The 26,110-nt window shown below is 47.0% G+C and carries 24 protein-coding genes and 2 pseudogenes; 18 read left to right on the top strand and 8 right to left on the bottom strand.

Features of this window, described 5'->3' with window-relative positions; genetic code table 11:
* Positions 1–230 precede the first annotated feature (230 nt).
* The 4 genes from C510_RS17340 (at position 231) to C510_RS0108605 (ending at position 5,988) form a co-directional block, all read left to right on the top strand.
* Positions 231–1,283 carry a FimB/Mfa2 family fimbrial subunit gene (locus C510_RS17340; RefSeq protein WP_018710942.1) on the top strand — a complete coding sequence of 351 codons (1,053 nt, stop codon included), beginning with the start codon at positions 231–233 and terminating at the stop codon, positions 1,281–1,283.
* A 47-nt stretch (positions 1,284–1,330) separates the two neighbouring features.
* On the top strand, positions 1,331–3,250 hold the full coding sequence (locus C510_RS17765; RefSeq protein ID WP_026320164.1) for a fimbrillin family protein: 1,920 nt from the start codon (positions 1,331–1,333) through the stop codon (positions 3,248–3,250).
* Positions 3,251–3,333: 83 nt separating this feature from the next.
* Positions 3,334–4,305, top strand: a complete 972-nt coding sequence (locus tag C510_RS0108610) for a fimbrillin family protein (RefSeq protein WP_018710940.1) — start codon at positions 3,334–3,336, stop codon at positions 4,303–4,305.
* A gap of 30 nt (positions 4,306–4,335) precedes the next feature.
* Positions 4,336–5,988, top strand: a complete 1,653-nt coding sequence (locus C510_RS0108605; protein ID WP_162160982.1) for a leucine-rich repeat protein — start codon at positions 4,336–4,338, stop codon at positions 5,986–5,988.
* 134 nt (positions 5,989–6,122) lie between these two features.
* On the opposite strand, the pseudogene C510_RS17100 reads toward C510_RS0108605, so the two are convergent.
* From C510_RS17100 to C510_RS16325, 4 genes and pseudogenes are all read right to left on the bottom strand, one after another.
* Positions 6,123–6,263 (bottom strand): annotated as a pseudogene (locus C510_RS17100) (Cas9 inhibitor AcrIIA9 family protein); the annotation flags it as partial.
* Between the two features lie 4 nt (positions 6,264–6,267).
* The gene (locus C510_RS0108600; RefSeq protein ID WP_005650248.1) at positions 6,268–6,525 is read right to left on the bottom strand and encodes a DUF6926 domain-containing protein; all 258 of its coding nucleotides are present in this window, start codon (positions 6,523–6,525) and stop codon (positions 6,268–6,270) included.
* Between the two features lie 18 nt (positions 6,526–6,543).
* Positions 6,544–6,762: a hypothetical protein gene (locus C510_RS0108595; RefSeq protein ID WP_013619456.1), complete on the bottom strand. Its 219-nt coding sequence runs from the start codon at positions 6,760–6,762 to the stop codon at positions 6,544–6,546.
* 236 nt (positions 6,763–6,998) lie between these two features.
* Positions 6,999–7,347 (bottom strand): annotated as a pseudogene (locus tag C510_RS16325) (molybdenum ABC transporter ATP-binding protein).
* A gap of 857 nt (positions 7,348–8,204) precedes the next feature.
* On the opposite strand from C510_RS16325, the gene C510_RS0108575 reads away from it, so the two are divergent.
* The 10 genes from C510_RS0108575 to C510_RS0108530 all read left to right on the top strand — a co-directional run bounded on the left by C510_RS0108575 (position 8,205) and on the right by C510_RS0108530 (position 19,269).
* On the top strand, positions 8,205–8,750 hold the full coding sequence (locus tag C510_RS0108575) for a DUF4840 domain-containing protein (protein ID WP_244870468.1): 546 nt from the start codon (positions 8,205–8,207) through the stop codon (positions 8,748–8,750).
* Positions 8,751–8,828: 78 nt separating this feature from the next.
* Complete coding sequence (locus C510_RS0108570; protein ID WP_025892375.1) at positions 8,829–9,719, top strand: DUF4377 domain-containing protein; 891 nt, start codon at positions 8,829–8,831, stop codon at positions 9,717–9,719.
* Between the two features lie 144 nt (positions 9,720–9,863).
* On the top strand, positions 9,864–10,415 hold the full coding sequence (locus C510_RS0108565) for an RNA polymerase sigma-70 factor (protein ID WP_018710934.1): 552 nt from the start codon (positions 9,864–9,866) through the stop codon (positions 10,413–10,415).
* 67 nt (positions 10,416–10,482) lie between these two features.
* Complete coding sequence (locus tag C510_RS0108560; protein WP_025892374.1) at positions 10,483–11,421, top strand: FecR family protein; 939 nt, start codon at positions 10,483–10,485, stop codon at positions 11,419–11,421.
* Between the two features lie 7 nt (positions 11,422–11,428).
* Entirely contained in the window at positions 11,429–13,915 is a 2,487-nt protein-coding gene (locus tag C510_RS0108555) for a TonB-dependent receptor plug domain-containing protein (RefSeq protein WP_026320163.1), read from the top strand.
* 14 nt (positions 13,916–13,929) lie between these two features.
* On the top strand, positions 13,930–14,892 hold the full coding sequence (locus C510_RS0108550; RefSeq protein ID WP_018710930.1) for a DUF4249 domain-containing protein: 963 nt from the start codon (positions 13,930–13,932) through the stop codon (positions 14,890–14,892).
* 43 nt (positions 14,893–14,935) lie between these two features.
* Complete coding sequence (locus C510_RS0108545; RefSeq protein WP_154651964.1) at positions 14,936–15,355, top strand: DUF4925 domain-containing protein; 420 nt, start codon at positions 14,936–14,938, stop codon at positions 15,353–15,355.
* A 191-nt stretch (positions 15,356–15,546) separates the two neighbouring features.
* Positions 15,547–17,949 (top strand): outer membrane beta-barrel family protein, encoded by a 2,403-nt coding sequence (locus C510_RS0108540; RefSeq protein WP_025892371.1) that lies wholly within the window; start codon positions 15,547–15,549, stop codon positions 17,947–17,949.
* Positions 17,950–18,012: 63 nt separating this feature from the next.
* Positions 18,013–18,420, top strand: coding sequence for a hypothetical protein (locus C510_RS0108535; RefSeq protein WP_018710927.1), 408 nt, complete (start codon positions 18,013–18,015; stop codon positions 18,418–18,420).
* Positions 18,421–18,465: 45 nt separating this feature from the next.
* On the top strand, positions 18,466–19,269 hold the full coding sequence (locus C510_RS0108530; protein ID WP_040366173.1) for a glycoside hydrolase family 16 protein: 804 nt from the start codon (positions 18,466–18,468) through the stop codon (positions 19,267–19,269).
* A 167-nt stretch (positions 19,270–19,436) separates the two neighbouring features.
* Here C510_RS0108530 and C510_RS0108525 read toward each other — a convergent pair whose 3' ends face one another.
* Complete coding sequence (locus tag C510_RS0108525) at positions 19,437–20,438, bottom strand: pyridoxamine kinase (RefSeq protein WP_081621828.1); 1,002 nt, start codon at positions 20,436–20,438, stop codon at positions 19,437–19,439.
* A gap of 473 nt (positions 20,439–20,911) precedes the next feature.
* On the opposite strand from C510_RS0108525, the gene C510_RS0108520 reads away from it, so the two are divergent.
* Positions 20,912–21,730 carry a hypothetical protein gene (locus C510_RS0108520; RefSeq protein ID WP_018710924.1) on the top strand — a complete coding sequence of 273 codons (819 nt, stop codon included), beginning with the start codon at positions 20,912–20,914 and terminating at the stop codon, positions 21,728–21,730.
* Positions 21,731–21,770: 40 nt separating this feature from the next.
* Here C510_RS0108520 and C510_RS0108515 read toward each other — a convergent pair whose 3' ends face one another.
* Genes C510_RS0108515 through C510_RS0108510 form a run of 3 tightly spaced genes read right to left on the bottom strand, consistent with a single transcriptional unit; the run spans position 21,771 to position 23,155 of the window.
* Complete coding sequence (locus tag C510_RS0108515; RefSeq protein WP_018710923.1) at positions 21,771–22,382, bottom strand: hypothetical protein; 612 nt, start codon at positions 22,380–22,382, stop codon at positions 21,771–21,773.
* Positions 22,383–22,394: 12 nt separating this feature from the next.
* Entirely contained in the window at positions 22,395–22,547 is a 153-nt protein-coding gene (locus C510_RS17330; RefSeq protein WP_154651963.1) for a hypothetical protein, read from the bottom strand.
* 47 nt (positions 22,548–22,594) lie between these two features.
* The gene (locus tag C510_RS0108510; RefSeq protein ID WP_018710922.1) at positions 22,595–23,155 is read right to left on the bottom strand and encodes a hypothetical protein; all 561 of its coding nucleotides are present in this window, start codon (positions 23,153–23,155) and stop codon (positions 22,595–22,597) included.
* Positions 23,156–23,472: 317 nt separating this feature from the next.
* On the opposite strand from C510_RS0108510, the gene C510_RS16315 reads away from it, so the two are divergent.
* The 3 genes from C510_RS16315 to C510_RS0108490 are packed head-to-tail and all read left to right on the top strand — an operon-like array spanning position 23,473 to position 26,071.
* A complete protein-coding gene (locus C510_RS16315) occupies positions 23,473–24,678 on the top strand; it encodes an A1S_2505 family phage non-structural protein (protein ID WP_018710921.1) in 1,206 nt (401 codons plus the stop codon).
* Positions 24,679–24,689: 11 nt separating this feature from the next.
* Positions 24,690–25,406, top strand: coding sequence for a DUF169 domain-containing protein (locus C510_RS0108495; protein ID WP_018710920.1), 717 nt, complete (start codon positions 24,690–24,692; stop codon positions 25,404–25,406).
* Positions 25,403–26,071 (top strand): AlkZ-related protein, encoded by a 669-nt coding sequence (locus tag C510_RS0108490; protein WP_018710919.1) that lies wholly within the window; start codon positions 25,403–25,405, stop codon positions 26,069–26,071. Before C510_RS0108495 ends, C510_RS0108490 begins: the two co-directional genes overlap by 4 nt.
* The last annotated feature ends 39 nt before the right edge of the window (positions 26,072–26,110 follow it).

The following is a 26,110-nucleotide window of genomic DNA, read 5'->3' as shown; positions in this document are numbered from 1 at the left end:
ATACCTATATTCAAAAAAGTGTGTTGCAAATTTGGAAATGTGTGAGATTTGTGTAAACACACACACACACACACATTGCGACCGGCGTATCTTCGCGCGTTAATATACTTATTATCATCAATACATGCAAGGGTGGAAACTCCTTTTTACGGGAGCTTTCCGCCCTTTTTCGTATCCGTATGTCACGTTTACCCCATTAAAAATTCCCTAAATAACATAATTACTATACAATGAAAAAAAGGAACTACTTAAAGACAATCAGACATTACCTCTATGCATTCCTGCTCATACTGTTGCCGCTATGGACTGCCTGCGGGAACGATGACTCGGTCACTCCCGAGGAGACTGTACCCGAGCCGGAACCGGAACCGGAGCCCGAGCCTGAGCCGGAACCGGAGCCCGAACCGGAGCCAGAACCGGAGCCAGAACCTGAGCCGCAACCCGCACCCACGGCCGGCTGTCTGGTCTTCACTCCTCTCTGGGAACAGACGGCAGGCACCGCAGACCTGCCTGCGGACTTTGTACTGAACCTGGCCGGAAAGGCGCTCACCGTTCCTGCCGGAACTCCCTGTCTCTACCCGGACACTCTGACCGCGGGTGAATACCACATAACGGCATGGAACATCCCCGAAGCCGTCACCGTGACGTCCGACGGACTCGCCACCCTGGAACTGGATGAGGCGGGACAGCTGCTGTCAATGCCGGAACGGCTGTGGACGGCAGACACCCTCTACTGTGTGACGGCAGGCGACACTACGGACGTGACACTGCGCATGCACGAACGGACCCGCACCTTGCGCATCAGCCTGACGCTGGATGAAGCGGTGGAAATCAAGGAACAAGGCGACATCACCCTGACGGGTATGACGGGGGCTGTCCTCCTGCCAGAAGGCACACCGACGGGCGAAGCGGTGACCGCCGTCTTCCAGGTGAAACAGCTCACCCGCTCACGGGCAGAGAAGATTCAGGGGCTGGAACTGTTCCTGTGTTCGCTGGGAGCCTTTCCGAAAGCCGGGAATACCCTGTCCTTCCGCCTGGAACTGACAGACGGAAGGACTGTGACGTTCAGTCTGGACGTGACGGACAAACTGGCCGACCTGAGTGCAGGAAGCACCCTGCAAATGGAAGGAACCATAGAGATTCCTGACCCTGAACCTACTCCTCCGCCATACTGGCCGGAACCCGACCCCGACCCGGAACTGACGGTGGGTGACATCACCATCACCGACTGGGCTCCGCTCGAAGGCGACTATGGCGGTAACATATTTTTTCCGGGTGCGTAAACCGCTGTGCTGACTATATATTTATAACTGATTAAAACAGCAAACGTATGAATATAAAGAATCTATTATTGGCAACAACCGCTATCCTGTTGGCTGCGTGCAGCACCGACAGCGATGTACTGCCACCGCAAGACCTTGGACAGATAAGGGTAACGGCATCCGTGGGAGCCATGACCCGTGTGGTCCATAGCGGCAACTCGACCACCTTCGAGACGAATGACCGCATCAGTGTCTATGCCTGGTTAGGAGCCGACAACGACATGCAGCGGCTTGTGGTGGACAACTCCATCAATACATTAGGCGGCGACGGCACATGGACCGCCGAGCCGCAGATGCTTTGGGCCGACAATACGTCCGACCACTATTTCCTCGGCATCTATCCCGAGCGCAACGGAGCTACCGATTACGATGCCGACCCCTATACGCTGGACTTCAATAACCAGACCGCGAGCGACCTGCTGGTGGCGAGGACCACGGCCAAGCCCACCGGTTCTGCCGTGAAACTGGAGTTTGAGCATGTAATGGCAAAGCTCGTGGTAAACCTTTCGTTCCGCAACGAGTGGACAATTGCTCCCGAAGTGGTTTCGGTAACGGCAGTCGCATGCACCGAAGCCACCGTGAATTATTTAGAGAATCCTGTCGAGGTAACCCCGGCCACCGGTCAAAACCTTGTGGTGATTCCCTTCACGGGCACATCCGCCAGCTTTGCCGGCATCATGATTCCCGGGCAGAGCGGGTTCCGCACCATCAACGTCACGCTGGAGAACGGCAAGGTATATACCTATACCCACCCTTCAGGCATAGACCTGCAACCGGGCAGATACACTACGGTGAACCTTGTGCTGGGACGCGACAACATCAAACTGGACGATGCGGGCATCAGCGTGTCGGACTGGGAAAACGGTACTTCCATTGATGGCGCAGAAGCGACCGAAGCCTACTCATACGATTCCAATACCCGAACCATCACCATTTACAGCGGTGAAGGACTGAAGGTAGCGGCAGATGAGGTGAACAGCGGTAATACCGACATCAACATCACCCTCGACAACGACATCGACCTGACAGGCATCAACTGGACGCCGATAGGAACCTATGACAACCCATACACCGGCACCTTCGACGGCGGCGGCCATACCATCACGGGGTTGACCGTTACGACGAGTGACCGCTATGTGGGCCTGTTCGGCTGCATCGGCTCCGGCGGCAAGGTGAAGGACGTGACGCTGAAGGACGTACAGATAGAAAGCGATAACGGTACGAGCGATGTCGGCGGCGTGGCGGGATGGAGCTATGGCAACATTGAAAACTGCTCGGTGTCGGGCAGCGTCAGCTGTAGCGGTAGTCATAGCATCGCAGGCGGTGTAGTAGGCTTCCAAGTGGGCGGTTCCCTTACCGGATGCAGCTCCTCGGCCACAGTGAAGGGCGTGACCTATGCCGGCGGCATAGCGGGATCTACGAATAGTGGTGCCACCCTGACCGCCTGCTATGCCACGGGCAACGTGACCATTGAAAGTAGCGGTACAGGCTCCTATTTTGCCGGCGGTGTAGTGGGAAACAACGGCTCATCCAGCACCCTCAAAGCCTGCTATGCCTGGGGCAGCGTGACCGGTAGCGGAAGCGGCACCGTCTATGTAGGCGGCGTAACGGGAAGCAACGATTTAGGCACCCTGACTGCCTGCTACCATGCCAAAGGGACTGTCAGCGGCCCGGGAGGAGCCACAGGCGGCGTGGCGGGACGGAACTTCAAGGGCCTCATGCCGTATGGCGGTATCATCACCGCCTGCTACTGGGGAGACAACGGCCAGGAACAAGGCATCGGTGAAGACCAGGTAGGTACCGGCGAAACCACCAAGGTGACGGACGGCGACTGGCAGAATGCCGTTACACAGATGAACGCCGCATTGAATTCTGAAAGCTGGAAGTACGTACTCAACGGAGCGCTGCCGACATTGGAGGAAAAATAAACCGTCGGACGGAATTCCGGTTCCATCCGAAAAAGGAATCTTTGAAAGATAAATAATTAACAACTTAACAGAAAATAGTTCAAATGAAAAAAGCAAACATTTTGACCCTTGCAGTCCTTGCCGCCACAGTGCTGACAGGCTGCTCGAACGACGACGAGCTTACGGGTACACAGCAAAGCGTGCTGCCCGATGACAACGTGATTCGGTTGGAAGCCGGAGTGAACAATATGCAGACCCGTGCAGTAGGCTATGCCGAAAACGGGCTGGCAGAATTTGGGCTGTTCGTGGAGAACGAAAACAACTCCACCTACACATTCAGCAACGTGTATATGAAAAAGGACGATTCCGGCATATGGGCTTCCTATAAAAGCGACAAGACTACCCCGTGGTTGATGCTCTGGCAAAACGAGTCCACTCCTGTCAATGTGACGGCATACGCCCCATATAACGAAAATACCAATTTGAGTAACCAGTTTACCGGAAATGTGGAATCGGACCAGACAATCGAAGAGAACGGCCGAAAGTCGGACGTACTCTACGCCGCCGCCAGTGTCACGCCCAATGCACCGGAGACAGGCAACGACATTTATTATGATACCGACACCAAGAAGCTGAACGTAAAAATGGGGCATGCGCTGAGCAAGCTGACAGTGAATATCCGCTACGGCACGGAGATGACGCAGAATGGTGCAACACCCTCGCTGAACTCCGTCACATTGGGTGAAACCCAGACCGGATACACTATGAACCTTACCAGTGGCAGCGTGAGTGCCACAGGCGGCAAATCGGAAATCAAGATGATGCTCTCCGACGCTGCCGTTGAAGGCTACAGCAAGAGTGCCGAAGCCATCCTTGTGCCGCAGACGGCGGCTTTCACGATAACCTTCATTGTCGATGATGAACGCACCTTTGTCTATAACAATGCGGAATTTGCCTTCAAAGAAGGCAACGCCTATACGCTTAACCTGCTTGTGGGCAAAGACATCACGAACATCGAAAATATTTCCGCTTCCGAGTGGACAACCGATGACAACGGGAACTTGGAGACTGAATAAACACATATAACATACAAAATGACATATCAAATGAAAAGAATGAAATATTTTGGAGCTGCTGCCCTGCTTGCCCTGCTTGCCGCTTGCAGCAACGATGACCTGGAGAATATCTCCTATCCAAACGACCCGCTCGCCGTGCGTGTCAACGCTACGGCCGGCAAGAACGTGATTACCAGAAGTTTTCCGACCGATGACACACAACAGACCGCATTCAAGGACGGCGACCGGATATCTGTCGGAACAGAAGGCCAAGACGCCGTAATCTACACGAAGGAAGGCGCGGACTGGGGTCCCGAAAGCGGTTACTTGAAGTGGACAAGCTCGTCGCTCACTTTCAACGCCTATTACCCGGTTGACAAGAACAATGCCTCCATGACCACCTTCGACGTGCCCAAGGAGCAAAACTCGCTCGAAGCCATTGGGAACGCCGACTACATGACCTATTCCGGAGCCCAGACCAAGCCGGCCTCGGCGGACGGAAGCATAACGCTCAATCTGACACGCAAGATGGCACGTGTGGTTATCGGCGATATTAAGTTCCTCGACCAGTACAAGACCGGATACAGCGTCACCGCTATCTCCGTGCATGGCAACACGTCCGGTTATGAGAACGGAACACCGAAAACCGGCGGCATTGCAGTAAATGCTTATAAGGATGACAACGGGAAGTTCTACGCCCTGCTTAGTCCTACCACGCTGAATGAGTCGGAAACGTTCCTCTCCGTGACGGTAAAGGCAGACGACAGCGACGACACAAAGGAGCTTCTTGTGAAAGGCATACCCGCTTTGTCTGCCTCGAACAGCTATACCTACGCCCTGACGGTGGGCAAGAACATGATTACCATCTCGTCTGTTACGGTAGAGAACTGGTATGACGGAGGGCCTGTTATTGCGGATAATGGAGAAGGTGAAGCTGAGGAACAGAAGGATCCAAAAGTTGATAAAAACAATAATAGCATTACGACATACAAAGAAGGACAGATTGCAGAAAATCCCCAATTGATAGTGGATGCTATCGGTACGGATGGAAGCCTTGCCATATCAGGCCCGATGAATGATGCGGACATTGCCGCCTTGAAGAAATATATGACAAATAATACCGATGCAACGCTCTCACTCGACCTTAAGGGGGCAAAGCTCGCCTCCATTCCAGCCCGGGCTTTTGTGCAAATAACAGGATTGGTTTCCATCAAGCTCCCCGAAGGATTAAAAGTGATTGGTGATTCTTGGAATGGTAGTACGTTCTCTGAATGTACAGCATTACAGTCTGTGGAATTTCCATCCACACTGGAAGTAATGGAGTTCTCTTCTTTCTGGGGCTGTACGAGTCTGACAACGATTGACTTGAGTAAAACGAAAGTCGCCAGCATAGAAGCTGCCTTATTTCGCAATTGTAGCAGTTTGACAAGCGTATCATTCGGACCGGAAACCAGTGTATTCAATAATACAGTTTTCGTCGGGTGCAGTTCTTTGACAACCATAGACCTGTCTCTTTGCGAGGCTGTACCGACCTTCAATTATACTCCAGGTGATGATAGCGAGTCGCCTTTCTATAATCTCGAAAAGAGCAAGATAACCATTTATGTGAAAGATGCAGACATGAAGACTGCATTTGAGGGTAGCGATTGGGTAACACGGGTTGGATTTACTGCAGATAATTTTGTGGTCAAGAATAATCAATAAACTCCCGTTCCGGGCGGGAGCTTTTGTGCCCGGCAACATCATACAGACACCGCAGCCCGCTACCGCAAGGTAAGCGGGCTGCATTTTCATAGGAGAAATTATAAACAAAATGAGGTAAACCGCATGAAACAGAAAACAATAGCAACCAGGCATGTGACACAATCGTCTATGTTCTTAGCTGGGTTGCGGTAGCTTTTGGCGAATAGTTCATCTTCCGCTGCTCTCTGCTCCAAAAACATCTGTATGGTTCGTTTGAAATGGTCTGTTCCTTTCATAATCTCAAATTTTAGTCGGGTTGTCGTTCAAATAAAGTATCTCGCAATCTTCCACTTCTGTGGGAAGTCCGAAAAGGGGGTAATGGGTGAAATAAGGCTGTGCGTTCCCTTCTTCATCTGTGAGGGGTGAAACATCTTGTACTTGCCATTGCTTCATCCATCTGTCTATTGTCTGAACTTCATCGTCTGTGAGTGCGGTTGCATCGCCATTGATGATGTAGGCTAAACTCCATGTGGGTATCTTTTCCGTTGTCCTGTTCATATCCGTTCCTTTATGTGGTCAGACAATCTCTTGTAAAATCTCCGTGTGGTATTGTGGGGGGCATTCCACCAAAAGAAAACCGATAAAATCCTTTCTCGCTTCCTTGTTGAGTTCGTGGTATAGCCTTCTTAGGGTTGAATGGTTGCCGTTGATGTAGGTTTCCACCATATACTCAAAGATGTTGTCCACCTCGTAAAATCTGCATTGCTGCGCTGCTGTCTTGCTGTATCGTTTCATAATGTTATGCTTTTGGGAATTAATTCAAAGTGTCAGTAGCCATAGGAGAAAGCCGAAAATGGCAATGAGGAATATGATGAATACCATTACATTGATAACCATTCGGAATACTCCACAGACTATTTCTCTGATGATGTACCAAAGGATATTGACTATCCAAAGGAAACAGCGCAACAGAAATGTGAATACTGCAAGTCCAACGGATTGCGCTGTCTGTCTTATGTTCATTGCTGCTGTCATTTTGGGTGTCGTTTGTCAAGTTCTACTATTCTGTCAATTCTTCCGTACAATATCTTGCGGAGTGCCGTCTTGTCCATAGCCTTGTATTCTCTCCATTGTCCGTACTGGCTTACAAGGAATGTCCTCAGTATGTCGGAGAAGTCAAACCGCCATCCTTGCAATGGTATCGCACTTTTGAAATAGGTATTGCTGTTTTACCTTTTCGGTTATCCAATTCTTTTCCTCTCTGTTCAGCACCTCGCCATTGTTCACTTTCATACGAAGTCTGTAAACCTTGCACTCATGTAGGCTTTCCAATGTCGGAACTTCCCACTTCACGAATTTTGTTGCTACTGCTGCTTCCATATCCATTTGTTTTTATTTTTAATGCGGATTCAAGAGCTGAGGGAGTTGAGTTTCCAACATTATATGCCTCCCGTTTATCCGACATTTTTTTTAATGCGTCTTTCTGTCGCTTCGGTCGTTTTCGTTTCGGGTGCTTCAAAAAGGTAGGGAGTGGGTAGAGCAAGGGTTTTCAAAGAAAAAATACTACCCGCAGGGCTGGAGATTTTTTCTAAAAACCATTGAGCATCCCAATCCCGGATTTACCTTTGCACCCAGAACGGGAACGATCCACCTGATGCGACTGCCTGAAAGACCATCAAAATGGAGGTAAACGGATGTGAAGGCATATTGGATATGAAATGTTCCGGGAAAAGAAAGAAAGGAAATGTCAAAAAAAGGATGCGGCGAAAACGTGAAATCGGCAAACATTCCGTTTTCGATTAGAGGAACCGACAAAAAAAGAAAATCAACAGGTAACAGCCGTAAAAGCACCGCTTGTGGCATAAGCAAAAAAAAAGAAAGGGGCCTTGCATCATCAGTCTGGACATGGTTCAGGCGTGACGCAAAGCCCTTTTCTATGCTTATGCAATAGTAGGAACATGGTCGTCAATTTATTGATGATGATGTTCCTACGAATAAATTCGCTTTTACGGAAAAACTTGTCTGTGGAGCTTAAAAAGCTGGATTTTTATTTCAATATATGCCATTAAAGTGCTACTTTTGCATACGAAGAGTTCTTTGAAGGTTACGCAACGCGCAGAAGAATAAAACAGCAGATAACTAACTAATTCGTAACCTATTACTACTATGAGTTGGTAACTGCAACTCATTTTCAATCACTTAGACCTTTTTCGTAATTTCTGAAAACAAAACATTTATTGGGAACTCTAATGTTGTTCCTGTTTGCATTTACCTTTATCAGTTGCGATAAAGACGAAAATGGTTTCTCAAAAGAAGATATCCAGCAAGCACTGTTTGAAATGAAAGGTACTTATCATGGTACTGTGCATGTTAGTGGTCCGAATGGTTTTGACCAAACATTACAAAACGCAATGACAATCTCATATGATTCTCTAAAGTTTAATCTGTCATTACAACCATATATGGAATTAATATCGGATGAAGTCCTGTCAGACCGATTCAATGAGATAGGCGAAATAGAAGTCATTGCTGGTTATTATTTTGACCAGCGGGATGATAGCACCATAAACTTTACATTGAATCCTAAAGATGTTGAGATATTGGGGGGATATGGTGCTCCTCCTACCATCAGAATTGTATTTTCAAAAAACTATGGTGGTGATGCCTTGGTTAATGCAAATTTTATAGCATTCAATGTTTCTCCTATGGAATTGTGGATTAACGGCGATAAATATGAAGATTTTCCGAAAATAGTATATCATTTCGAAGGAGTGTACGAATGATATGGAAGTGTATGACGAGTGGGAAACGATAGAGAAAATGAAAGTAAAAACGAAATTATAGTCTCAAAAATTAAAGGGATGAAAATTAAAGATCTATTGGGGATTCTGATGTTGTTCCTGTTTGCATTTATCTTTATCAGTTGTGATAAAGAAAATGAAGAAGGGAGAAAAGTGACAGGTTACAAGGAGTATGTCTTGACGGTTGCATCAGAAAAAATACTAGGTACCGGCTGGTCTGATGGATTTAATTACTTGTCTGATGTATATGCTGTAAAGAAGGATGATACCAAGGATTGGGAAGCTCTTGTTTCTATTGATGGCTTTGAGTTTGAAGAAGGGTATGAATACAAAATAAAAATCAGCGGAACAAGTTACTTGGATTATCGTATGGGGCAACCCGCCTGGACAGAATATGATTTACTCGAGATATTGTCTAAAGAAAAAAGAGACTCAAAGGATTTACCTTCACATTTGATACCCAAGTGGTATTATGAGGAGCAGCCTTTACCGATGTACCGATATGCGGTTGAAGCCGATAATAAAGCGGTGGTTGAAGAAGATTTAAAGACTTACCCCATTCTGCCGTTAGATTATCATTATTTGTTGTATTCCGGTTTTGATGAAGAATATTTAGGAAAATGGATTGCAATAAAAGACGATACCAACGTATGGGGTCCCGGTCTCATAAAAGGTATTAATAGAAATTCTGAGGAGATTCCGGAGATATATAATCTGATGCCTCCGGAAGGACAAGTACAAGCTTTCATGGAATGGTCGTTTCTGGATGAATCAGGAAATGAGACGAACTACCCTTCATTTGATGTGTTTTTAGGTTGTTCCACTAAATCAGGAAGTGCAGGGCCTACACCAGATCTCTATTTCTATAAGGACCTTACGGAGTATTATAAAGAAAAATATCCAGATGGAGGTGTAAAGGCGGTTGTGGTTTCTTATATCTTCAAGTTTTGATTAAACCACAATATTGAATATGGTCAGTTCATGGTAAACGTAAAATATCTTAAACCGCAGGTTTGCGAAAAGATTATATCTTGATTTTATTCTATCTTTGATAAAATTCTAATTTGAATTGCATATTTATGTGTTACGATACCGATGGATAATCTGATTCTTCAAATACAGCAGGATAATGAACATGCCTTCAAACGACTCTATCAGGCTTATTACATAAGAGTGGTGACTTTTATTACAGGAATCATTAAGAAGCATGATATTGCCGAGGATTTGGCACAAGATGTGTTTGTCAATTTATGGATTAACCGGAAGACACTGGACGCCACCCGAAGTCTACAGAACTACATCTTCGTTTCATCACGCAATGCGGCCATTAACTACCTGAAGAAAGAAATGGTCTTTTCATCGGAACCGCTGGAGGCGCAAGCTGATGTCAGTACAGGTAATATGGTAGAAGATACGTTCTTTGCCAAAGAAATCGCTTTGTTGATAGAAATGGTAGTTTCGGAGATGCCCGAACAGCGGCAACGTATCTATCGGATGAACAGGGAGCAAGGATTGAGCAATGAAGAAATTGCCGATAGATTGGGAATAAGTAAAAGAAGTGTGGAGAATCAGGTCAGTCTGGCATTGAAGGAAATCAGAGAGGCTATTGCTGCCTATCTTATCTTTTGGCTCTGTATGTTATCATAAGTTAATTGTTTGTCTTGTGAACGTGAGTGTAGTCATCTGTCTTTGTACTTGGTAGAAAAAGAAACCTATGAATTATGTTCACGAAATTATCAGACGATACTTTAACCGTCGGTATCCACGAAGCTTGGAGAACAAGATACAGCATTGGCTTTGTGAGGATGAAAACGCAGCGCTTAAAGAAGAGGCACTGCTTCATTGTTGGAACGAAACAGAAACCGTTTCCGGCCGTCGGAATATGAAAGATGCATGGGGGCAGATTTCTGGTCGGTTGGGTTTCAGAAGTTCAAGGAGTCATTGGCTCAGATATGGGTATGCCGCTTCATTGCTGATTTGTGTACTGGCTGTTTCCGTTTGGCTATGGAATTTTGGAGAAGACTCCTTTACACAGATAGTCACCACCGAAAAAGGAGAAGTGAAGACTTTCACTTTACCGGATGGATCTACGGTTTGTTTGAGTCCTTCTTCCGAAATTGTTTTTCAGAAAGCTTTTGATGATACCATCCGCCAGATTAGTCTGAAAGGGGAGGCATGGTTCGATGTAGTCCATCTTTCAGACAAGCCTTTCATTGTGAAAAGTAGCAATCTGAAAACAAGGGTACTGGGCACCCGATTCAATGTGAATGATTATCCGGAAGATAAACAGGCTACTGCCTACCTGCAAACGGGAATCATCGAAGTATCTACGACAGCGTGTCCAGAACGACTTGTGTTGCATCCCGGCGAGTATTTCGTCTACGACAAAGCTACACATCAGATACACGTTTCTACCAGAAAACCTCCTTACTTGTATTTCCGGAACGCTACTTTAGAGGAAATCAGAAATTCGCTTGAACGGAGATTCAATATTCCAATCAGGCTGGAAGGTACTTCGGAAGAGAGATATACCCTTGAATTCGATTCGACGGTTACCGTCAGAGAAGTACTGGAAACTCTTTGCGTATTGGATGAGCGCCTTACCTGGAGAACCGGTCACAACCAAATGATTACTATTTGTATAAAACACTGAAGACACGATGAAAACTAAACAATTTTTACTCTCATGCCTGTTTACTTTTATGGCAGGAAGTACCTTGTATGCCCAACATTTGAATCAGACTGTATTTTCCATCGAAGGAATGTATAATGCTACCGGATTTTTGGAACTGATCAGGGAAAAGACCGGTTGCCGGATTGCCTATAAAGAATCCGATTTGGAAAATGGAAAAGAAATTCATTTGGATTATGAAAACGAACCGTTGGATGCCATTCTGAAAGATGCGTTGGAACGGTATGGACTCATGTTTGTAAAACGTGGAAATCAACTGATTATCAAGAGGAAAAAGCTGTCAAGATATAAATTGGAGAATCTGTCGGATTCAGTCACAAAAGATACAGTGCGTAATTTTTATTTGCAGGAAGTAGTCAAGACTGCCCCTCATATTGATAAGCTCCGGAACTCGCAAATGGGGATAACTGTAATGGATTATAACGCTATCCGAAACGTACCGACACTTTTGGGTGAACCGGATGTCATCAAGGCGCTTCAACTTCAACCCGGTGTATCTGCCGGTACGGAAGGATTTGCCGGTATGTTTGTCCGGGGAGGCGAAAATGATGAGAACCTGTTTCTTGTTGACGGATGTCCCGTCTACCAGACCAATCACTTGGGTGGGTTGTTTTCTCCTTTTAATGCCGATGCAGTCAGTCATCTGACTTTCTACAAGAGTACTTTCCCGGCACGTTACGGAGGAAGGCTTTCCAGTGTGACAGACCTTTCCATGAAAAGCGGAGACTATGAAAACTGGCATGGAAACTTTACGGTGGGACTGACGTCGGCCAATGTCAGTTTTTCCGGTCCATTAGTGAAAGACCAGACTTCTATGTTTGTTGCACTCAGACGTTCCTGGCTGGAACTGGTTTCCGTACCGGCTCTGGCTATCATCAACGCCTCGAAAAAGAAATCCGGTGAGAAGGTTATAGCCGGTTATAATTTTACGGATTTTAATCTGAAACTCAGCCAACGGTTGGGACGTTTCGGTACACTTTCCCTGCTGGGATATTATGGGCATGACCGCCTCAAGATGGGGGAACATCGTTTTTCGGGTGACGGGGAAGATACGGGTCCTTATTTCCATAAAAATGAAAACCGGCTGGGGTGGGGGAATATGCTGACTTCACTGAGGTGGCACCTTCCTATCAATACTCTCTTCGCATATAACATGAAGGCTTCTTATACACGCTATCAGTCTGATTTCAGGAAGACGGTAGAAACGGTATCGGGTCGGGAGGGTGAGAACGGCTATGAAAACAACGGGTCTCGAAACGAGAACCGAAATGCCATTCACGACCTTAGCGTAGATGCATCTTTGGTGTTTATCCCGTCCGACCGGATCATCATCCGTCTGGGAACGCAATACACACACCATCGTTATGCGCCGGAAGAGAAGGTACGGGAATCCACCTCTCTACCGTCGGAAAATGTGAACAGTGAAAGTCGGGTAATTGCCAACGAGTGGAACGCTTATCTGGAGGGTGACCTTGAAGTTTTTCGCTGGTTGCGGTTCAATGCCGGATTGCATGGTTCTTTCTTTCGGGTGGAAGGAAATCAATATCAGGTTTTCGAGCCACGTATCTCGGCTGATTTCCGGCTGAGTCCGGTGGTCAGTCTGAAAGCCGGATATGCCCGGATGAGCCAGTTTGTGCAGCAGGTAAGCGACAATTACATTTCTTTGCCTACCGACTACTGGCTCCCCATCACCCGGAATTTTTCACCGCTGACTTCCGGCCAGGTTTCGGCTGGTATCTATGTGTCGCCCGGCAAAAAGTATATTTTTTCCGTCGAGGGGTATTATAAGAAGATGAACAATCTGCTGGAGTACCGGGATAATTACAAGGATTTACAGGTTGCTACTTGGGAAGACAGACTGACCAGTGGAAGCGGCAGAGCTTATGGAGCCGATTTTCAGGCAGAAGCCGATTTCGGAAAACTGCACGGTTTCATCGGTTACGGGCTGATGTGGAGCGACCGGCTTTTTGCTGACCTGAATGGAGGAAAACGTTTCCCGTCGAAATACGATAACCGTCATAAGGTAACCTTGTCGGCTATCTGGAAATGTTCCGAACGGGTGGAACTGAATGCCGGATGGGTATTTATGACCGGGAACAGGGTTACGCTGTCGCTTGAGAACTATTCCTATCCGGACGGTTATCCCACGGACATTGTTCCCTCTTATCCACATAAAGATGAGGAAATGCTCGATTATTACGCAGGGAAGAACAATGTGCGTCTGCCGGCCTATCACCGGTTGGATGTGGGCATCAATATCTATCGTCCGTTAAGACGCGGACGGACCGGGATATGGAACGTCTCACTCTATAATGCCTATTCCCGTATGAACCCCATTATGATAGAGAAGAACAACCAGAAACAGAGTATGGACGGTACACCGTTGGCTCCCCGCTTCCGGCAGTTTGCTTTGTTCCCAGTCATTCCCTCTGTCTCTTATACGTATAAATTCTAACAGACACTAGATATATGAATATACATTTTCATCCTTGTATTTGGGCGGTACTGGCAGGCTTCTCACTGACGGCCTGTTACAAGGACATCGATCTGGAAAAGTATCGTCCTGAACCGACCCTTGTGCTTAACAGCATACTTTCACCCGATACGGTTGTCCGGGTACAGATAGCCCGTACGGTGTTTTTTACCGACCATCGGGAAACAGATACCAATATAGCGGATGCTGAAGTAAGAATGAGTGTGAACGGCAGGTTTGTGGAAACATTGCGTTATGATGAAACGGGTCGGATGTATTTGTCAGATTATCGTCCCTTGGTCGGTGAACTCATCAGTCTGGAAGCAGATAGTCCCCTCGGGCATGTGTCCGGACAGGGAATTATTCCTGAAGCGGTATCCATAGAAAGTGTCAGACTGACCGCCCGTATTTTTGACGATCCTGACCAGATGTACTGGACTCCCGACGGTGTCACCTATGGAAAGTCGTACGAAGTGACCTATTACATCACTTTTACCGACCCCTCAGAGGAACGTAACTTTTACTTCATCCGAATAGAAAGTGGTGACGGAATAGCCGCCGAAACGATTGACTATTCGTACGATGATGTCTTTCTGACACAACAGGGCGTTATTGATGGAGTCACAACGGATACAGGTATCTATGGAAATGAAGGGCGAACGTTTACAGATGATTTGTTCAATGGAAACCGATACACGCTGAAGATTGTAGAAAAGGCTCCTTTGTATACTGATGACTCACGTCCCCGTAAAGTCATCCTTTATTCACTGTCGGAGGCCTATTATCATTATTTGACAGGTATTTTCAATACGGATGAGGAGTCTGTCAACGGTAATCTGGTGGATTTCGGACTGGTGGAACCCTCTCCTCACTATTCCAATATCACAGGCGGGACAGGTATTGTAGGTGGTGTGCAAAGCCGGTCGGTCCAAGTGGATTTAAAATCCGTTCTTAAATAGGAAGTATGTTTAAAATTCTTATCAAATAAAAAAGTAAAATATTATGAGACTAGATTGGGTATTGGGCTTATTGGCCTTAGGAATGATTTCTATGAGTTCTATTTCTTGTGGCGATGATACACCGGACAAAGGTTTTGAACTGATAAGTTATCTGGATGGGAATTATACACCGACCGATGATGCCTGTCATCTGTCGGCGACCATCAACGGGAAGGAGGTGTCCGAAAAGGCTTCAGTCACCTTCCATACGAAGGATTTGCAGACCGGAAATATGGTTCTGAAAAATTTCTTTGAAGGATATGCATCCCTCGAAATCGAAGAATTTACCTTGATTCAAGAAACGGAAGGTGAATCGGTACGTTTTACATTTACCGGGACTCAGCGAGTGGATGAAACGCTTCAGTTCAGCTATTCCGGTTATGTGGTTTACGGAAAGCTGTACATTGAATTCAATATACAATGAGAACAAGCGGAGATAGGTATTGTTGGTTTTTGTTGTCAAGTAGGCAGGGCTGTCTGACTAGAACCTTTTATTTATCCGGAATTTGAAAGGGTTCCGGATAATTTACATGAAATGAAACTAAAAAATGTAAGAAGGATTTGACTGTTTCTTTTTTCTTCATTCTTTTGTAGAAACTTAAACACAATTAGCTGATGAAAACACACGACATTGGCATATTGCTATGCAGTATGCTGACATTACCGGTACAGGCCCAGCATCGTCTGTCTGGTAAGGTAGATACAGAAAACATGGCTTTGCCATTGGTGAATGTGGCCGTTCTGAATTCGTCTGACAGTACGTTTGTATCGGGAACGGCATCCGATTCATGCGGAACTTATGGGAACCAGACAACAGGAAAAATAGTAGATATCAACCAGCAGCCGATAGAAGGTGCTACCATCGTCATGCAGTTGCCTGATTCAACCTATCTGGGTGCAGCCATATCTGCAGCTGACGGTACATTCGTACTTGAGTCCGAACCAGAGAGTTATCAGCTTATAGTCCAGCATCTGCTTTATCAGACCAGGTTGGTTGAGGGACAGACGCATGATGCCGGCATTATTGTTTTGGAATCGAAAGACTATAATTTAGATGAAGTGGTAATCGAGGGGGAACGTCCGTTCGTTACCGTGGAACAGGGGAAACTGAATTATGATATTTCGGCTATCACGGAAAAGCATATTGTAAATAACGCTTACGAGGCCATCTGTAAGCTACCAGGAGTGCAGGACAGGAACGGTAAACTTTCCTTGGCAGGGGCCAAGGATGTGACGGTGATTCTGAACGGTAAGGCAAGTACACTGACCCAGGAACAGCTCGTCGAACTGTTGAAGAACACCTCTGCTTCACAGGTCCAGACAGCCGAAGTGATGTACAGCACGCCGCCAGAATATCATGTACGCGGTGCTGCCATTAATATCGTAACGGCCAAGGCTTCAGAAAATACCCTTCAGAGTGAGATCTCGGCCAGCTACAGCAACCAGTATTTCAGCAGTTACAGCGGTAATGTAAACTTCCTGATGACGAAAGGCAAGTCATCGCTGAATGTCTCCTATAATCCGGGGTATTCGCATATCATGACTGTAATGGACCTGGCTTCCAAACACAATTATGACGGGAAGGTATATGACATCACGCAGATACAGAAAATTAACACGAAGGGCTGGAGGCATAACATCTATGCCGAATACGGTTATCAGATAAACGAGGATAATGAGTTGAGTGTAGGTTACAACGGTGCTGTGTCGAACAACGGTAAAGGGGCGATTGATGTAAACGGAAACTTCCAGAACAGTCACAACGACAAGTTGCAGGACAGCCGGCTGCACAATGTTTTTGCCCGTTATTCTTCCGGCTTCGGACTTGATCTTGGAGTGGACTATACAGACTATTCGATGAATGACTACAATCGTCTGGAGAGCAGACTGACAGATAATACTCGTCAGCTGCTTGATTATACATCGGACCAGAAGATACGCAGGTTTTCAGTGTATGCCGACCAGCATCACGCTCTTGCCAATGATTGGACATTGAAGTACGGTGTCCGCTATGATTATACTGATAACAGGAATAGTCAGTTCTTCGATCAGGCTGAGGGAAAGGAAGATGTGGATAATTTTTCTTCGCGCCTGTATGAACAGATTACCAACTTTTATGCCGGCTTCGACAAGGAGTTTGAAAACGGGCTGTCCCTTTCTCTTTCGGCAACCGGTGAGTATTATTCCATCGGGAACTATCATAAATGGGCGGTCTATCCGCAGGCTAGCCTGACTTATTCGCCTTCGGAAAAACATACGTTTATGTTGGGTGTATCGTCTGAAAAGGATTATCCTACTTATTGGGACATGCAGACCAGTACCACCTATATGAATGCCTACGAAGAGCTTCAGACCATCGAGGGATTACGTCCTGCCAATGTGTATAGTGTGAAAGCCAATTATCTCTTCCTTCAGAAGTACATGCTGTCGCTGTTCTATGAACGAACCAACGATTATTTCACGATGGATATGTATCAGGCGAAAGACCGTCTGGCGCTTGTGTACCGCACGCAGAACTGGAACTATTATCAGTCCTTCGGCATGAGTGCCAATGTTCCGTTCAGTATTGGCAATTGGCTTTCCTCGCAGGTGAATGCTACTGTCCTGAATGACCGTAACCGCTGCGATAACTTCTGGGATATTCCTTTCGACCGAAACAAATGGGCTGGTATGCTGGCCATGCAGAATCATTTTTCGGTGGGTTCCGACCTCGGATTTGACCTGGATGCAATGTACCGTTCAAGCATGATTTCCGGTATCAGCGATACGAAGCCTGTCTTTACGGTCAATGTAGGTGCGCAGTGGAATTTTCTGAACGACAAGGCAAGCCTGAGCCTGAACTGTTCCGACCTGTTCGATACCATGCGTATGAAGGTTAGAAACCGCTATGCCGGTCAGCACATCGACTTGAACATGGGGCAATACAGCCGTACCGTTTCAGTGAAATTCGTTTACCGTTTTGGAGGTAGTATCAACAAGGAAAAGAAGGAAGTAGATGCTTCGCGTTTCGGCCATTGAACCATGATTTAAAGTCCTTTTGAATATCGTTTAAATGAATCATAATAAATACACAGACAGACTATGAAATCTCTATTTTTTATCAGCATTATCCTGTTGAACCTGTATGTTGGCAATGTAGATGCCCAGACCTTGGAACCGTATACAGTTGATCAGAATAAGGATAGTCTATTCCATAAGACTATAGGTTACTTGCATAAAAATCAGTATTTTATAGATTGTGTAGATACTACATCCGGTTTTATCAAAGCAAAGAAGTATGTGAAAAATGAGAATTTATTGAGTGTCATTTTAGGTCGACGTACAGAACTCAGTATCATTATCCGGCCTGTTCGGGAAGATGAATCTTCTTTATCTATTCGTATTTATCAGACAACATTAGAGAAAAATCTCTATTACCACGAGGAAGGAATCTGCGAAGACAAGTCCATGTATCAGGCGATTATTCGTGGCATACTGGACACGGAATAAAGATAATCTGTTACTTTTGTATTTGTGTTTGAATATAAGAGAATCATGAAGAAGTTTTTTATAGGAGCGATAGCCTTGTCAGTTTTCGGCGGGATGATGTCCTGTACTTCGCAGAAACATTCGTCCGGTTGGAAATTGGTTTGGGAAGATAGTTTTGAAGGTGAAACCTTTGATACGTTGACATGGTCGAAAATCCCTCGCTGGCATCCCGAATGGGCCCGTCACATGTCGGACAATGAATGCTGTTACGAAGTGAAAGACGGGAACCTGATACTGAAAGGAGTGATGAATCCCAATCGGGAAGCCGATACGGCGATGTACATAACCGGAGGGGTATATACCAAATACAAGAGAGCCTTTCATGGCGGTAGACTGGAAGTGAAAGCCAGATTGCAAGGTGCCCGTGGAGCATGGCCGGCTATCTGGCTGAAGCCTTTTGAAGAGGAAAAATACCCATGGCCTACGGGAGGTGAGATAGATATCATGGAACGGTTGAATTACGATTCCATAGTCTATCAAACGGTGCATTCTGTCTATACCCAGCATCTGAATATCAGGAACAATCCGCCGCAGGGAAATACAGCTGCCATTCGTCCGGATGATTACAATGTATATGCCGTCGAGATGTATCCGGACAGTGTTGTGTTCTATGTGAACGATTGCCGCACTTTTTCTTATCCGCGTATAAAAACCGATAAGGAGGGACAGTTCCCCTTCGACAAACCTTATTACCTGCTTATCGATATGCAGTTGGGTGGCAATTGGGTAGGTAAGGTCGATACGCTTGACCTTCCAGTGGAGATGCATGTAGACTGGGTACGTTATTACCAGTGGGAACCAGGTAAATAAACTGCCGGAAGAACCTCTGATAGAATCTTAGCCAAGAAATTTCAAACAGCTTCCAGGAAGCTGTTTGAAATGGAAAGCTATCTCCGCTGAATTTCGGTTGCCGGAATGAATGATGAATCTGGCTACTGGGGAAAACATCTGATGGAAAGTATCCGCTTCCGGATGGTTTATTCCACCAGTTCGTAGCTGCTTACCTGAATCGGCATATTCAGGTTGTGCAATACCTTTTCCAGCATGATACCTTCCAGATTATTATATTCGTAACCGAAAGTCGCACGGATACCCTGCAGGATGAATTGTGTAGCACGGTCGAGTGCGATAGGCAGGCTGTCGCCCTGCATCAAGGAACCTGTAATGACACTGGTAAACGTATCGCCGGTACCGGGATAATGTGCCGGCAGGTAAGGGCAGGTCACTTTCCAGTAGCGGTTGCCTAGGCGGTTGTAGGCATAGACGGATGTAGACCGTGGGTCTCCGCTGACAGGTACACTGGTAGCAATGACAATGCTCGGTCCTTGGTCGGAAAGTGCCTTCAATGCCTTTTTCAGTTCTGCATCTGTAATATGTTCCTGAGAAGGCATGTCCAGCAGGTAATACAGTTCGGTCAGGTTAGGGGTAATGATGTCGGCTTGCCGAACCAGTCTTTTCATCTCGGTGACCATTTCTCCGGTAATCCCTTTGTACAGGTGACCGTTGTCTCCCAGCACAGGGTCGACTACCACCATGTCGTTTTCACGACGGAATTTCGATATGAATGCTTCGACAATCTGTGCCTGTTTCGGCGAACCGAGGTAGCCGGTGTAAAAGGTATCGAAACGGATTCCCAGTTTTTCCCAGTTCTCGATGATGTGTTCCATTTCTTCGGTCAGGTCGAGGAAGGAATAGGTAGGATACTGGGTGTGTGTCGACAATACGGCAGTAGGAAGTGGACATACCTGGAAACCCATGGACGAGAGGATGGGGATGACGGCCATCAGCGATACCCGTCCTACACCAGAAAGGTCGTGGACGGCAACGACTTTCTTTGTCTGGTTCTGCAGGAAGCTTCCCGGATGCCGGTGGATGCCCGTAGATTCCTTTTTCTCGTTTTTGTCATTCTGCCCTTTTCCCAGGGGGGCTTTTTCTTCCTGGTTCCGTCCGTATTGTTGTTCTGTGTAATTGTCTGCCATAAGCTTGCGGTATTTCTCCTGCAAAGGACGGGACTTTTTGTAGATTGCGCAAACTTTTGGGAAATTTTGTGGGGTAAAATACAAAAAAGTTGGATATACGGATAGTGGTTTTTCTGTTCAGGGTTGTCTTTAAGGTAAAGCACCTGTTTTAGAATGTGCTGAATCTTTAAGGATGAATTAAAACCAGATGTGTTATGCAGAACAGACTCTTTCAGGAAGGACCGTTCATTGTTTGGATTGTACTTTGTATTATGGTACTATACTTTTCGGGTTGTGCCAGCCTGACATGTAATCCGTATAATAAGAATGAAACCATTAAAGTGATTCTACATGAATAGATTGCGATCTTCCAACCTGCCGAGCCTGTGATTAGGTGAGGCAGGTCGGTTGTCGTCTAATGATGAATAAATCTTTTTTTAGTCATGAAATTCAAGTATTTTTACTACATTTGAAGATACTAAAACTGGAGGCTTATGAAGTTCGGATATCTGTGGTTCTCTCTGCTAGGTTGTCTGCCGATGGGTGTTTATGCTCAGGAAGGTATCAGTAAAGACAGTATCAGACTGTCTGAAGATAGTTTGAAGACCATTCCCGGTTGGCAAAACATTTCTCCCGATTTTTCTCCTTCCTATGCAGGGACGAAAGGGGTAGAGGTGGATAACCTGATGGATACCCTCAAGGTTAATACAAACGTGGAATGGAAATTGCAGAAGCCTTTTTTCCTGCCTCCCTATTATACGAATCCGTCTCCGATGTTTTATGGGGATTATCAGACAGGCGGACGGATTTCTCCTTACTTCTACGGCAGCGGTTCGCAGAGTACCTTGCCGGGACTTGGGCGAATCAACCAGGCTTCTTTCCAGTTTCGTTATGCGCTAAATGATTATTTCGATATTCAGGCAGGGGTAAATGCCGTCAAGTATAGTTTGCCGATGAGCGTCGGTCAGTCTTTGGGATTTTCCGGTGCGCTGGTTTATCATCCGACTGACAGATTCAGGATTACTGCTTTTGGTTCCTATACTCCGCGTAACCTGTATGGTTTTAACCGGGATGCGTACGGTGCTACCATCGGTTACGATTTTACGGACAGATTCGGCGTGGATGTTGGTGTGCAGCGTTATTACGATCCCCAGCGTGGGTGGCAAACCGTACCTGTCGTGGTGCCTCATTACAAGTTCAACAAGTTTGATTTGGGGATTGATGTCGGTGGAATCCTGTTTGAAGTACTTCGGAATGTCATCAGTGACAAACGGCAGGGTGGTTCGCCGGTGATTGCTCCTCCTGGAAGATAGCAAAGGTCGGTCCATGGGATAGGAATGTGGATGACTGGAGTTAGAATACCATACCAATCCCGAATGAGAGCGAATGACGCAAATCCTTTACCTTTCCTAAATAGGTTATAACTGTATTTTCGGAATCGATATCGTATCTGTAAGATGGAATGTCCGCAAACTCTTTCAGGTTATATCCTATCTGGAAATTCAACCCGAAATGTTTCCGGAACATTTTTGTGTAACCGATTCCTAAGTCCCACATCCATCCGGAAGATATGGCTTCGTTGGCGAAGCAACCATATCCGAGGTTGGTGTAAAGATAACCTTTCGGAATTTTGGTAATTGGGCTGTAACGGAAGGTTCCATAAATGGGGATGGTGTTGAAGTCGGGATGGGTATACCGGTCGGCTCCGATACCGATACCTGTAGCGATTCTGGGTGTAATATTGTATAAGGCTGTCAGGTGGAGCGAATGTCCACCCAGCCGTTCACCGTTGTTCCACCATTTTTCTTTGGTTGCCAGCCCGAAGTTGTAGTGGTAGTCCAGTGTCACATGAAATTTCGTTTCGCTTTGGGTAACCTTTTGAGGTTCCTTAGCCTCTACATTCTCCCAGATGAATGGAAGCAATATGGCTGTGAAAATGTATCTGATTCTTACATGATTGGTCATTGGATAAGCGTTTTAAGGTTGGCTGATGGAGTCTTCTTGGTTGGGCACGTTAGGCAGAATGGTGCCTGAAGGCTGTAGGTCGGCTGCCGCTCCTTCGCCCTCGTATGAAGGGAAACAGGTTGCTCCCAGCAGGAAAAAATCTAACGGTAAAATGATTCTTGTCATAAGGCTGTTGTGAATGAGTCTATGTATGCGATTAAGTCTGTTTCTCACTAGTGTAGTTTTCCTTTCGCGTCCATCTGTAAGGGAAATACCAGGTTCCCGTCAATGACGGTCTTGTTCCCTCGTTTGATGGTTTTCCTGTCCAGTGTAATGCTTTCAAGGATAATGGACGTGTTGCTGGCTGTGGGCATAGGTGGTTTACTGGCATCCTGGTATTGGAAATAGCATTTCAGAGTGGCCTTTTCCTTATTCACTTTCAGAGTGATTTCCGTCATGGCGGTAGCCTTCTTCTGGTCTCCTGTAAATTTCATGTTCTTTGCATCCGGTAAATCGGCTACAAAGAAAAGATACGGTTTCCCGTTTATTTTTTTGACGGTGCAGGGCAATTGTGCCTGCGATTCGTTTCCGAAAACAGTAATACCTGCTACGAATCTGTTGTCATCCAGCGGTTTCTTATTGCTTTCACTACTGAAGGTAAGGAGGATTCCTCTTTGCTGTTTGGTGGCCGATATGGGCGAGTACTCGTCTTTGTGACAGGAGCATAGAATTAGTGTTGCTGCTAAAAAGAAAAAGCCTGTCCATGCTGATGAAGTGTAGATTAATTTTTTCATAGGAACTTGTTTTACTTGAAAACAGCCTTTGGATGAAAAACCACTACAGTATTTCTGTTAATGATGCTTAATCGGATCTGTTTCCATAAGTTCCTGTTCTGGAAAGCGGTCTTTGGGGGATGTGGACTGTCCTGTTACGGGGCATTTTATACACCTCAGTGATATGTATCCGTCGGAAATTTTACCGTAGATTTTGGTGGTTTCAGGAAAGTGTCGTAACTTGCTGAAGTTTGGTAGCCGGTCAACCGGATTTCAGGCGGAACGGTTATCAGCTGTAAATGGAAGATAGAATTCGATTCATGCATGATTGATGGAATATGTTAGGAAGTATTATCGGTGACATCGTGGGCAGTATCTACGAATTTCACAACATCAAGACTAAGGATTTTCCGTTCTTTCCGGAACGGGGAGAATATACAGACGATAGCATTCTGACGGTGGCAACCGCCGAATGGTTGCTGGACGGAGCAGGGACGAAGGATAGCGGACCGTATTACTTCCGTTATGCCTCCCGGTATCCGCATCCGATGGGCGCTTATGGAAACAGTTTCATACGCTGGGTCAAGCGGGCAGCGACCGGCGATTTCGCACCTTACAACAGTTGTGGAAACGGGAGTGCCATGCGGGTGGGGCCGGTAGGATGGGCGTTCCAGACTATCGATACGGTTCTGGCTGCTGCTGAGGCATCGGCCGCTTGTACGCACAATCATCCGGAGGGTATCAAGGGAGCGCAGGCGACGGCCTTGTGCATCTTCATGGCCCGTATTGGCGCGACGAAAGAGGAGATACGGACGGCAGTTGTTTCCCGTTTCGGTTACGACCTCAGCTTTACCTGCGACGGTATCCGCGAGTCTTACGGTTGGGGGGCCACCTGCCAGGACACGGTGCCGCAAGCCATCGTCGCCTTCCTCGACGGGAAGGATTTTGAAGACAGCATCCGTAATGCCATCAGCCTGGGGGGTGACAGCGATACGCTGGCATGTATCACGGGTTCCATTGCCGAGGCATTCTTCGGTATTCCGGAGGAATTATGCAAGAAGGGGATGGGGTATCTCCCTTATTCCTTGCGGAAGGTGGTGGAGGAGTTCGAACAGAAGTATGGAAATAAAATCATCAAGGAGGAACAGTATATGTATGACAGGATGTATACACCCGAGCGAATCTCGGCGTTGAAGGACAATGAAGTGTTTGTGTTCGGCAGTAACCTGGCCGGTATGCATGCCGGAGGTGCTGCCCGTTTGGCTGCCGACCGTTTCGGGGCGGTCTGGGGGCAAGGCGTCGGTCTGCAGGGACAGAGTTACGCGATTCCTACCATGCAGGGTGGGGTAGAGACCATCCGCCCTTATGTGGATGAGTTCATCGGTTTCGCACGTAGTCATCCGGAGCTGACTTTCTATGTGACCCGTATCGGTTGTGGTATCGCGGGGTTTACCGTGAAGGAAATCGCTCCCTTGTTCTCGGAGGCGCTCGAGGTGAAAAATGTGATTTTGCCCGATGATTTTGTGAAGGTTCTTCAGAAGTAAAATGGTGTGGTATGATACAGAGATTCCTGCAAAAATATAGAGAAGCTTTCGGCGAGGCGGCGCCTCTTCCGATAGCGTTTGGCTACAGTGATACACCGGCCGTAGAAGGGAAGAAGGTACCCCGTTGCATGATCGGAGCCATACGGAAAGTATGCGAAGGCGAACCGTTGACCTTGACGGCTCAGAATGTGTTGTGCGGCGGGGGGAGCCTCTATACCGCGTTCGCTCCGATGCAGGAGCGGATTCCGGCCTTTGTGTCCGAAACCGAGCACTACAAGCAGACCCGGGAACAGGTGAAGGCATTCATCGATAAGCTGGATATCCGTCTGACGGAGAAGCTGTTTCTGAACTTTGTCCGGATGGACCGTCTGACGGATTTCGATTCGGTGGAAGGTATCTTGTTCTTCGCTACGCCCGACAGGCTTTCCGGCCTGTGCTCCTGGGCTTTCTTTGACAACGATGCCGACGATGCCGTCTGTACCCGTTTCGCTTCGGGATGCTGTAGCATTGTGGCTTTTGCCGTACAGGAAAACAGGAGAGGCGGACGGAGCTGCTTCCTCGGTATGCTGGATCCGTCGGCCCGGCCGTTGGTTCCGGCCGACGAGCTGAGCTTTACCATCCCCATGAGCCGTTTCCGGGAGATGTTACAGACGATGGAGCATTCCGCCCTTTTCCAGAAGGCTTATTCCATTGTCCGGAAAAGAATGAATGGAGAGTTGGGAAAATGAAAGCGGAAAAGATACATACGTGTCAGGAGCTGATAGACTACATCGGTCAGGTGGGTTTCCTGCCCTTGCTGGCGATGGGAGTGTCAGGGTGGTCGGCCGAGGAGGTCGCAGATGAGGATTGCCAGTATACGAGGCTTCCGGACGGAGGCTGGGAATGGCCGTTGTGGGAATGGAAAGGTCCGATTCTGCAGGAAAGTGGCTGTGCCTACGGGAAGTTTTTCCAGCGCAAGGCCGGTTTCATCAGCCGGGAATGGTGGCCCGATTTCTGCAATTACCGGCGCAGCCTTTATCCGCAACCGGAAGAAGGAAGCATCGAAGAGATTATCCTGGTCACGCTGAAGGAATACGGTAGTCTGATAACCCGGAAACTACGTGCCGCCTGTGGCTTTACGGGACCGAAGATGCGTAGCCGTTTCGATGCCTACCTGACGCGTCTGGAGATGGGCGGCTACATCGTGACCGAAGATTTCGTCTATCCGCATGACCGTCATGGCAGGGAATACGGGTGGGGATGGTCGTTGCTGACCACCCCTGAAGCTCTTTTCGGTAGAGAGGCTTGTCATCCGGAACGTACTCCCGAAGAATCCCGTCAGCGCTTGCTGGCTCAGTTCCGGAGTATCTTGCCGGAGGTCCCGGAAGAAGCGATTGATGCGCTGCTCCGGTGATTCCTTGTTTTCGGATAAAGTAAAACGGTAATACAGAGA

Origin of the sequence: Phocaeicola barnesiae DSM 18169 = JCM 13652 (genome assembly GCF_000374585.1) — a bacterium.
Taxonomy (GTDB): Bacteria; Bacteroidota; Bacteroidia; order Bacteroidales; family Bacteroidaceae; genus Phocaeicola; species Phocaeicola barnesiae.
Note: the sequence above shows the minus strand (reverse complement) of the source record. Positions and strands in the feature narration are given on the sequence as shown.